The following is a 9408-nucleotide window of genomic DNA, read 5'->3' as shown; positions in this document are numbered from 1 at the left end:
GCCGACGGCCGTGTTAGTGCCTTGCTGGGTTGCGCAGCCGGCCAGCAGCGAACCGGCGACCGCGAAAACGGCCACGCGAGTCATGAGTTTTACATTCATTGTGAATCCTCTCTTGTTTATTGAAGCTTGTCGACGTTGACGGATGACACCGTAGCAGACGCCGCGGAAACATCGGTGAAACTGAACCGTCCGCTCTGACAGTGAAAAAGGGTCTTCCGGCAAGGCACAGCATCAGCCACTACAATGATGACTGAAGTACATCGCGATGCGACCCTGCGGGCTGCTGCTGCCGAAGGGTGCATGGCAAGGCTGATTTTCGCAATCCCACATAACAATTTTTTTCAATTTCCGGCTGGCGGCCGAAATTTCGATTCCGCCGCGCCGCAAGTGTTCCCCACGGAGTTTCAATGAGCATTGATCGGGCACTGGTCGACGCAGCCCTCGCGCACGTCGCTGACCCCAACACGGGCCACCCGTTTGCGGCGGCGAAGAACCTCAAAAACATCGCCATTGATGGTGTCACGGTTAGTGTGGACGTGGTACTCGGCTATCCGGCCAAACGGCAGTTTGAAGCGATCGGACGTCTGGTCGGTGACGCGCTGCGCGCCGTCCCGGGCGTAACCGACGCGCGCGTGCAGGTGTCGCAGCAGATCGCCGCGCACACCGTGCAACGCGGGGTAAAACTGTTGCCGAATGTGAAGAACATCGTCGCGGTGGCGTCGGGCAAGGGCGGCGTCGGCAAGAGCACCACTGCGGTCAATCTGGCGCTCGCGCTCGCAAGCGAAGGCGCGTCGGTCGGGGTGCTGGACGCGGACATCTACGGGCCCTCGCTGCCGATGATGCTCGGCATCGAGGGCCGCCCGGAATCGCCGGATGGCCAGTCGATGAACCCGATGCAGGGCCACGGCATGCAGGCTAATTCGATCGGCTTTCTGATCGAGCAGGACAACCCGATGGTCTGGCGCGGCCCGATGGCCACCTCCGCGCTCGAACAACTGCTGCGGCAGACCAACTGGCAAGATCTTGACTACCTGATCGTCGATATGCCGCCGGGCACTGGCGACATCCAGTTGACGCTCTCGCAGCGTGTGCCGGTGACGGGCGCCGTGATCGTCACGACGCCGCAGGACATTGCGCTGCTCGACGCGAAGAAGGGCCTCAAGATGTTCGAGAAGGTGGGCATTCCGATTCTCGGCATCGTAGAAAACATGAGCATTCACATCTGCTCGAACTGCGGCCACGAAGAGCATATTTTCGGCGCGGGCGGCGGCGAGCGGATGGCCAAGGAATACGGCGTTGAGGTGCTCGGCAGCCTGCCGCTCGATATCGCCATTCGCGAGCAGGCCGACTCCGGGCGGCCGACCGTGGTGGCCGATCCGGACGGCCGGATCGCGGAGATTTACCGCGAGATTGCCCGCAAGGTGGCGATTCATATCGCCGAGCGAGCGCGGGACATGACCTCGAAGTTTCCGAACATCGTTGTGCAGAACACCTGAGTATCCGTTCGGAAGGCGGGCGGAAGGCGTTGGACGGGCCTCCGCTCGCGGTATCATGTCGACTTCATCAGGTTCGGCTCGGCGACCGCAGGGGCGGCCGGCGGTCGACAAGAGGATCGCATGGGAAAAAAAATCGACGGGCAGGCGGTGCATGCGTTCATCGTCCTGGCTGCCAGCAGTCTGCTTTTATGCGGATGCACTGCATTCCTGAGACCACAGGAGAAACGCGCCGAAGCACAACTGCTGCCGGCCGTGGGAAGCCAGGCGCGCGGTCTGGTGACTTTCATCGAGCGTTCGGATGGCGTGCAGGTGACTTACAACATCTCGGGCTTGCCGCCCGATAGCGACCACGCACTGCAGGTGCACGAGCGCGGCGACTGCAATTCCACTGACGGTTCCAGCGCGGGCGCCGTATTTGCGCCGGCCGCTGAGCGTCTGAAGATTGGCGCGCGGGTGGAAGGCGATCTCGGCAACATTCACGCGGATTCGAATGGCGTGGCCGCGGGCTTTATCGTCGCGCCCGACGTCTCGCTCGACGGCATTCGCTCGGTGCTGCAACGGTCAGTACTGCTGCATCGCGATGCCTCCGATCAGTACGCGTGGCCGCCGCATGGTGCAGGTGCGCCGCTGGCCTGCGGTGTCATCCACCCGTAACGCAGCGGGCGGCGTCAGGATGCACCAGGCATCATGCGTCGCTTCTCCCGGTTGCGCTGCATCGCAGCAAACGATTGCGGTTCCCAGATACGTGCTCACCCCCAGGTTCCGGCGCGCCCCATTTAGCGCTATGTCACGCTCAGGTCCGGGCTGGTGTGCGGCAGTTGCAGCAGTGTCGCGCTGATCGCGTAAAATAAGCGCCTTTCGTCCGGCGGCAAACGCCCCGACGGGCCACGGCCGGGCGTCGCCCCGAATTTATCCCGCATTTAACCCGGCGAGCAGCGTTCAACTATGACCATCAAATCCGACAAGTGGATCCGCCGCATGGCCGCGTCGCACAACATGATCGAGCCGTTTGCGCCCGATCAGGTGCGCGTTTCCGAGGACGGCCGGAAGATCGTCAGCTATGGCACGTCGAGCTACGGCTACGACATTCGCTGCGCCAACGAATTCAAGATCTTCACGAACATCAACTCGACCATCGTCGATCCGAAGAACTTTGACGAGAAGTCGTTTGTCGATTTCAAGGGCGACGTCTGCATCATCCCGCCGAATTCGTTCGCGCTGGCGCGCACTGTCGAATATTTCCGTATTCCGCGCAGTGTGCTGACGGTATGTCTGGGTAAATCGACCTATGCGCGTTGCGGGATTATCGTCAACGTCACGCCGTTCGAACCGGAATGGGAAGGGCACGTGACGCTGGAGTTCTCAAATACGACACCTTTGCCTGCCAAAATCTATGCGAACGAAGGCGTCGCCCAGGTGCTGTTTTTCGAAAGCGACGAAATTTGTGAGACGTCGTACGCGGATCGCGGCGGCAAATATCAAGGTCAGCACGGCGTGACGTTGCCCAAAACGTGACGCCCGCAGCGTACTGACCCACCAGCTATACGGGTGACCGCTGCACTTTATCAAGGCGCAGCGGTCGTTCTTTTTGGAGAATCGCCCATGAAGTTTCGTTTTCCCGTCGTCATCATTGACGAAGATTTCCGCTCCGAGAACATCTCGGGTTCTGGCATCCGGGCTCTCGCAGAAGCAATCGAGAAAGAAGGCGTGGAAGTGCTCGGGCTGACGAGCTATGGCGATCTGACCTCCTTCGCGCAGCAGTCGAGCCGCGCGTCCTGCTTCATCCTGTCCATTGACGACGATGAATTGCTGCCGTACGTGGACAACGTGGCGGTCGAAGGCGACACGCCCGAACTGGCCGCCGCGATTGTCGCGCTGCGGGCGTTCGTGACTGAAGTGCGGCGCCGCAACGCTGACATTCCGATCTTCCTGTACGGCGAGACGCGCACCTCGCGCCATTTGCCCAACGACATCCTGCGTGAGCTGCACGGCTTCATTCACATGTTCGAGGACACGCCGGAATTCGTCGCGCGCCACATCATTCGCGAGGCGAAGGTTTATCTGGACTCCCTCTCGCCGCCGTTCTTCAAGGAACTGGTGCAGTACGCGGAAGAGGGTTCGTACTCGTGGCACTGCCCGGGGCACTCGGGCGGCGTGGCGTTCCTGAAGAATCCGCTTGGCCAGATGTTCCATCAGTTCTTCGGCGAGAACATGCTGCGCGCCGACGTGTGTAACGCCGTCGACGAACTCGGCCAGCTGCTTGACCACACCGGCCCGATTGCGGCTTCCGAGCGCAATGCCGCGCGCATTTTCAGCGCCGATCACCTGTTCTTCGTGACCAACGGCACGTCGACCTCGAACAAGATCGTCTGGCACGCGACCGTTGCGCCGGGCGACATCGTGCTGGTGGACCGCAACTGCCACAAGTCGATCCTGCACGCGATCACGATGACCGGTTCGATCCCGGTGTTTCTGACGCCTACGCGCAATCACTTCGGCATCATCGGACCGATTCCGCGCGACGAGTTCAAGCCGGAAAACATTCGCAAGAAGATCGAGGCGAATCCGTTCGCACGTGAAGCGCTGGCGAAGAACCCGAATCTGAAGCCGCGCATTCTGACGATCACGCAAAGCACGTACGACGGCGTGATCTACAACGTCGAGATGATCAAGGATCTGCTGGGCGATCTGCTCGACACGCTGCACTTCGACGAGGCGTGGCTGCCGCACGCCGAGTTTCACGAGTTTTACCAGGACATGCACGCGATCGGCGCGGGCCGTCCGCGTACCGGCGCGCTGGTGTTCGCGACGCACTCGACGCACAAGCTGCTGGCCGGCATTTCGCAGGCTTCGCAGATCGTCGTGCAGGACTCCGAGAACAGCACATTCGACAAGCACCGCTTCAACGAAGCGTATTTGATGCACACGTCGACGAGCCCGCAGTACGCGATCATCGCTTCGTGCGACGTGGCCGCGGCCATGATGGAGCCGCCGGGCGGCACTGCGCTGGTTGAGGAGTCGATTGCCGAAGCGCTGGATTTCCGCCGCGCGATGCGCAAGGTGGACGACGAATACGGCGACGAATGGTTCTTCAAGGTCTGGGGTCCGGAAGAACTCGCCGATGAAGGCATTGGCTCGCGCGAAGACTGGATGCTGCGCCCGAACGACCGCTGGCACGGCTTCGGCCCGCTCGCGGAAGGCTTCAACATGCTCGACCCGATCAAGGCGACGATCATCACGCCGGGACTCGACGTGGACGGCGACTTCGGCGACTCCGGCATTCCGGCGGCGATCGTCACGAAGTACCTGGCCGAGCACGGCATCATCGTCGAGAAGACCGGGCTGTATTCGTTCTTCATCATGTTCACGATCGGCATCACGAAGGGCCGCTGGAACTCGATGGTCACGGAGTTGCAGCAGTTCAAGGACGATTACGACAACAACCAGCCGCTGTGGCGCGTGTTGCCGGAGTTCGTGTCGCATCATCCGATGTACGAGCGCATTGGCCTGCGCGATCTGTGCGAGCAGATCCACAGCGTCTATCGCGCCAATGACATCGCGCGTCTGACGACCGAGATGTACCTGTCGAGCATGGAGCCGGCCATGAAGCCGTCTGAAGCGTTTGCGAAACTCGCACACCGTGATGTGGACCGCGTGCCTATCGACGAACTCGAAGGCCGTGTGACGTCCATTTTGCTCACGCCTTATCCGCCGGGTATTCCGCTGCTGATTCCGGGTGAGCGCTTCAACAAGACCATCGTCAACTACCTGCGTTTCGCTCGCGAGTTCAACGAGCGTTTCCCCGGCTTCCACACGGATATCCACGGTCTGGTGGGAGAAACGATCAACGGGCGCATCGAATACTTCGTCGATTGCGTGCGCGCCTCCTGAGAATGAGCAGGGTGCAACAGACCGGCGGCGAGTGGCTGCGCGCCGTTGCGACGGCGCTAACGTTGCTGTTGGCGGTGTCGACGAACGCGCACGCCGAAGTCGCCGCCGCCGATCCCATCGATGCGGCGATGCGCGCTTGCCTTGCGCGCAGCGATATGTCGTCGACGGCGGGGCAGCTTGAGTGCATGCAAACGGCGCGGCTCGGCTGGGTGGCCGCGATCAACGTCGCGTATCAGCAATTGCAGAGCAAATTGCCGGCTGACAAGCGCAAGGCGTGGGAAGCGAGCCAGACGCGCTGGGAGGCGTCGCGTGATGCGCAGTCCTCGCTGTACGACGCGGTGTTTGCGACCACGCACGGCACGGCGTATCAGTTGACCGAGGCGGATATGCAATTGCAACCGGTGCGCGACCGCGCGCTGTTGCTGCGCAGCGCGCTCGCCGCGGCCGGAACCGGTGCGAGAGCGCCGGAGAGAGCGCGAGCGTGTACTGCGGACGCGCTGTGCGAGCACGCCACTTTCGATATGAACCGCTACTATCACCGTTTGCAGACGCGCATGCCGGCTCGTGCCCGTCCTACGCTCGTGAAGGCGCAGCGTGCATGGACTGCGTATCTCGACGCCGCGACAGCGGTGACTGATGCGCGCGGTCGGGTCGACATCATCGGCGCGCGGGTCGCGACGCTCAAGCGACTGTCGGAGACGGTTGGTAACGACTGAGTGAGGCGGCGGGCGTGTGCTTATGCCTTCACTTCAATTGAGCAAGACTCCTTCCTGGCCAGACTGCGGCCTTGGCAGCGAAGGTTCGGCGAGCAGATCGCGCACGGCGTCTTCGATGAACGCGGACATCGTGGTGAGGGCGAGGTCGTTGTCGTCCGTGCCGAAGGGCTCTTCGATCTGCGAGGCGATGGCTTCGTGCGCCATGAACGTGTACGCGACAAACACCGAGAAGAGCGGCGTAAAGATGCCGATGCTGTCCACCAGCCCGAAGGGTAGCGAGGCGCAGAAAAAATAGACCGTGCGGTGAATCATCACCGAGTAGGCGAACGGCAGCGGCGTGGAGGCGATACGCTCGCAACCGCCAATGACATCCGACAAGGTAGTGAGATTGCGATCGAAGGCGAGCACGGCCATCGGATCGATGGCGCCTGTGCGTGCGTTGCGCTGTACCCATTCACCGAGCCACAACATGAGGGTGGCCGGTCGATAGCGGCTGGCCATGACGCGCTCGAACAAGGGCGCGGGCAGACGCGCGGCTAGGTCTTCGGTTGGGTTGGTTTGGCGGAGCTGATGACGCAGCGCGTGGGGGAGCGTACCCAGCACCTGGATGAATTCGCGGACGTCGACGGGATCGATTGGCTCGCGCGGCAGGGTGAGCGTCTGGCGGGTCATCGAGCGGGCGTCGTTGAGCAGTTGACCCCAGAGTTTTCGTGCTTCCCACCAGCGGTCGTAGCTGGCGTTGTTGCGAAAACCCAGGAACACGGCGAGGGCGATGCCCATGAGCGAGAAGGGCGTGGGGCTGAGTTTGACCGTGATCTTCAGGATGTGATCGTGGCCCGCGACGGCAATGATTGAGATGCAGAAGATCAGGAACAGGCGCGGCAGGAGGCGTGGCAGGACGGAGCCGCGCCAGGCTAGCAGCATGCGGAACCAGTGCAGGTTGGGGCGGATGATCATCGCGGTTTCTTATCAGCGTCGGGCTTGATGAGCTTTTATTATCGCTAATGTGGGCTCGGATGCGGACCCAAAAAACAAAAGGCGAACCTTCTGCGAAAAGGTCCGCCTTCAACAACCAAACGAAGCGCAGCGAGTGAAGAACTACTTCAACAAAGCCCGCGCAGCAACGACCGCCGCGCGAACCTGCTCCGGCGCCGTCCCCCCCGGATGATTCCGGCTAGCCACCGACCCTTCAAGCGTCAAATACTCAAACACGTCCTCACCAATCAGATGCGCCACATTAGGCAACTCCGCACGCATCTCATCGAGTGAAAGATCCGCCAGATCACACTGCCGATCCACACAGATCCGCACAGCATGTGCCACCGCCTCATGCGCATCACGGAACGGCAAACCACGCTTGACCAGATAATCCGCCAGATCCGTCGCAGTAGAAAATCCCTGCAGCGCCGCGGCCCGCATCGCTTGCGGCTTCACCGTAATCCCCGCCACCATTTCCGCAAAAATCCGCAACGTGTCGGCCACCGTATCCACGGTGTCAAACAGCGGTTCCTTGTCTTCCTGGTTGTCCTTGTTATACGCCAGCGGCTGGCCCTTCATCAACGTCAGCAGGGCCATCAGATGCCCATTCACCCGGCCGGTCTTGCCGCGCGCCAGTTCCGGCACATCCGGATTCTTCTTCTGCGGCATGATCGAAGAGCCCGTGCAGAAACGGTCCGCCAGATCGATAAAGCCCACTCGCGGACTCATCCACAGCACCAGTTCTTCCGAGAAGCGCGACACGTGCGTCATCACTAGCGCCGAAGCCGCGGTAAATTCAATCGCAAAGTCGCGATCCGATACAGCGTCCAGCGAGTTTGCGCAGATCCCGTCGAAGCCCAGCGTCTTCGCCACCGCATGACGGTCAATCGGATAGCTCGTGCCAGCCAGTGCCGCCGCGCCCAAAGGCAGACGGTTCACGCGGACGCGGCAATCGCGCATGCGCTCGGCATCGCGCGAGAACATCTCAACGTAGGCCAGCAAGTGATGGCCGAACGTCACCGGCTGCGCAACCTGCAAGTGCGTGAACCCAGGCATGATGGTTTCCGCATTCTGCTCGGCGAGGTCCAGCAGCGCAGTGCGCAGATCCGTCAGCAAGCCACCAATGCGGTCAATCTCGCCGCGCAGCCACAAACGAATGTCCGTCGCGACCTGGTCGTTGCGCGAGCGGCCCGTGTGCAGGCGCTTGCCCGCATCGCCGATCAGCGCCGTCAGGCGTGCTTCGATGTTCAGGTGGACGTCTTCCAGATCGAGTTGCCACTCGAACTCGCCACGCTCGATCTCACCCTTGACCTGCGCCATGCCGCGCTGGATCGCCGCAAGGTCGTCGGCGCCGATAATCTTCTGCGCAGCAAGCATCGCGGCGTGCGCGAGCGAGCCTTCGATATCGACTAGCGCTAGCCGCTTGTCGAAGAAAACCGACGACGTATAGCGTTTGACGAGCTCCGACATCGGCTCCGAGAAGCGAGCCGACCAGGCTTCGCCTTTTTTGTGCAGTTGGGACGTCATGGTGTTGGGCAGTGAACGTGCAGTGGAAAAGTTCTCGGCAGTAGCGGCGCAGCCGAAGCGAACAGGAGAACGATTTTAACATCCGGGAGCGGGGCAATCGCGGGACGGCCGCTATTCGCGCACCAGCACCACCAGCTTCAGATCTTCCCGATGCGCGGGCTTAAACGTGATCTGGTCGTACACCACATAGCCTTCGAGCGGATGGTTGAACTCGCGCCGACCACCTTCGCGCTCGCCTACGTCTTGCGACGCCCAGAAGCGCGCAAAAGCGTCACTTGTGCTCGTCAGGGTATCGATCAGGCCGCGCGTGGGGGCATCGTTCAGATGGCGGATCGAGTCCGCGCGGAATTCGGCCGCGAGGCGCCGCGCACGGGTCTCCCAATCGACGATCAGCGCGCGCGCCGCTGGCTCCGTGAAGGTGAAACGCAGAAGGTTGCGGTCGTGCGCGCCGTCGAGCCAGCCCACGAACAGATCCGCTGCCCGCGCGTTCCAGGCAAGCGCGTTCCATTGGCGGTCGAGCACATAAGCCGGGGCGTTGACCAGCTGGACTGTTTCGAGCAGGGTGGCGGGCGCTTCGGCGGCGGCCGGATCGGGCTCGGCCGGATCGCGTTGCGCGGCCAGTTCAAACAGATAGGCCCGCTCGGCCCGCGACAGTTGCAGCGCTACGGCAATCCGCGCGAGTGCGTCAGCGGAGGCGGACACCGGCCGTCCCTGTTCGATCCAGGTGTACCAGGTGGGGCTCACGCCACACAATTGCGCCACTTCCTCGCGGCGCAGGCCCGGCGTGCGCCGCCGCGGCC

At 62.0% G+C, this 9408-nt stretch carries 8 protein-coding genes and 1 pseudogene; 5 read left to right on the top strand and 4 right to left on the bottom strand.

Annotated elements, in window-relative coordinates:
* Positions 1 to 99: pseudogene (locus tag WCA85_RS16300) on the bottom strand (OmpA family protein); the annotation flags it as partial.
* Between the two features lie 308 nt (positions 100 to 407).
* Here WCA85_RS16300 and apbC point away from each other — a divergent pair.
* The 5 genes from apbC (at position 408) to WCA85_RS16275 (ending at position 6103) form a co-directional block, all read left to right on the top strand.
* A complete protein-coding gene (apbC, locus tag WCA85_RS16295; RefSeq protein WP_424065566.1) occupies positions 408 to 1496 on the top strand; it encodes an iron-sulfur cluster carrier protein ApbC in 1089 nt (362 codons plus the stop codon).
* Positions 1497 to 1616: 120 nt separating this feature from the next.
* A complete protein-coding gene (locus WCA85_RS16290) occupies positions 1617 to 2150 on the top strand; it encodes a superoxide dismutase family protein (protein ID WP_424065564.1) in 534 nt (177 codons plus the stop codon).
* Positions 2151 to 2441: 291 nt separating this feature from the next.
* The gene (gene dcd, locus WCA85_RS16285) at positions 2442 to 3011 is read left to right on the top strand and encodes a dCTP deaminase (RefSeq protein ID WP_424065563.1); all 570 of its coding nucleotides are present in this window, start codon (positions 2442 to 2444) and stop codon (positions 3009 to 3011) included.
* An 87-nt stretch (positions 3012 to 3098) separates the two neighbouring features.
* The gene (locus tag WCA85_RS16280) at positions 3099 to 5387 is read left to right on the top strand and encodes an Orn/Lys/Arg decarboxylase N-terminal domain-containing protein (protein WP_424065561.1); all 2289 of its coding nucleotides are present in this window, start codon (positions 3099 to 3101) and stop codon (positions 5385 to 5387) included.
* Positions 5388 to 5389: 2 nt separating this feature from the next.
* Positions 5390 to 6103, top strand: a complete 714-nt coding sequence (locus WCA85_RS16275) for a lysozyme inhibitor LprI family protein (protein ID WP_424065559.1) — start codon at positions 5390 to 5392, stop codon at positions 6101 to 6103.
* Positions 6104 to 6136: 33 nt separating this feature from the next.
* Here the strand turns inward: WCA85_RS16275 and WCA85_RS16270 are convergent, their stop codons facing one another.
* The 3 genes from WCA85_RS16270 to WCA85_RS16260 all read right to left on the bottom strand — a co-directional run.
* Positions 6137 to 7060 (bottom strand): bestrophin family protein, encoded by a 924-nt coding sequence (locus tag WCA85_RS16270; RefSeq protein ID WP_424065557.1) that lies wholly within the window; start codon positions 7058 to 7060, stop codon positions 6137 to 6139.
* A gap of 141 nt (positions 7061 to 7201) precedes the next feature.
* Positions 7202 to 8608, bottom strand: a complete 1407-nt coding sequence (gene argH, locus WCA85_RS16265; protein WP_424065555.1) for an argininosuccinate lyase — start codon at positions 8606 to 8608, stop codon at positions 7202 to 7204.
* A 111-nt stretch (positions 8609 to 8719) separates the two neighbouring features.
* On the bottom strand, positions 8720 to 9408 hold a 689-nt coding region (locus WCA85_RS16260), incomplete at its 5' end, for a helix-turn-helix transcriptional regulator (protein WP_424065554.1).

The organism is Paraburkholderia sp. (assembly GCF_049581445.1).
GTDB lineage: Bacteria > Pseudomonadota > Gammaproteobacteria > Burkholderiales > Burkholderiaceae > Paraburkholderia.
Note: the sequence above shows the minus strand (reverse complement) of the source record. Positions and strands in the feature narration are given on the sequence as shown.

Coding starts and splice junctions, on each gene's coding strand:
- WCA85_RS16280 (WP_424065561.1), top strand. CDS start 3,099: ATGAAGTTTCGTTTTCCCGTCGTCATCATTGACGAAGATTTCCGCTCC.
- WCA85_RS16275 (WP_424065559.1), top strand. CDS start 5,390: ATGAGCAGGGTGCAACAGACCGGCGGCGAGTGGCTGCGCGCCGTTGCG.
- WCA85_RS16290 (WP_424065564.1), top strand. CDS start 1,617: ATGGGAAAAAAAATCGACGGGCAGGCGGTGCATGCGTTCATCGTCCTG.
- dcd (WP_424065563.1), top strand. CDS start 2,442: ATGACCATCAAATCCGACAAGTGGATCCGCCGCATGGCCGCGTCGCAC.
- WCA85_RS16270 (WP_424065557.1), bottom strand. CDS start 7,060: ATGATCATCCGCCCCAACCTGCACTGGTTCCGCATGCTGCTAGCCTGG.
- argH (WP_424065555.1), bottom strand. CDS start 8,608: ATGACGTCCCAACTGCACAAAAAAGGCGAAGCCTGGTCGGCTCGCTTC.
- apbC (WP_424065566.1), top strand. CDS start 408: ATGAGCATTGATCGGGCACTGGTCGACGCAGCCCTCGCGCACGTCGCT.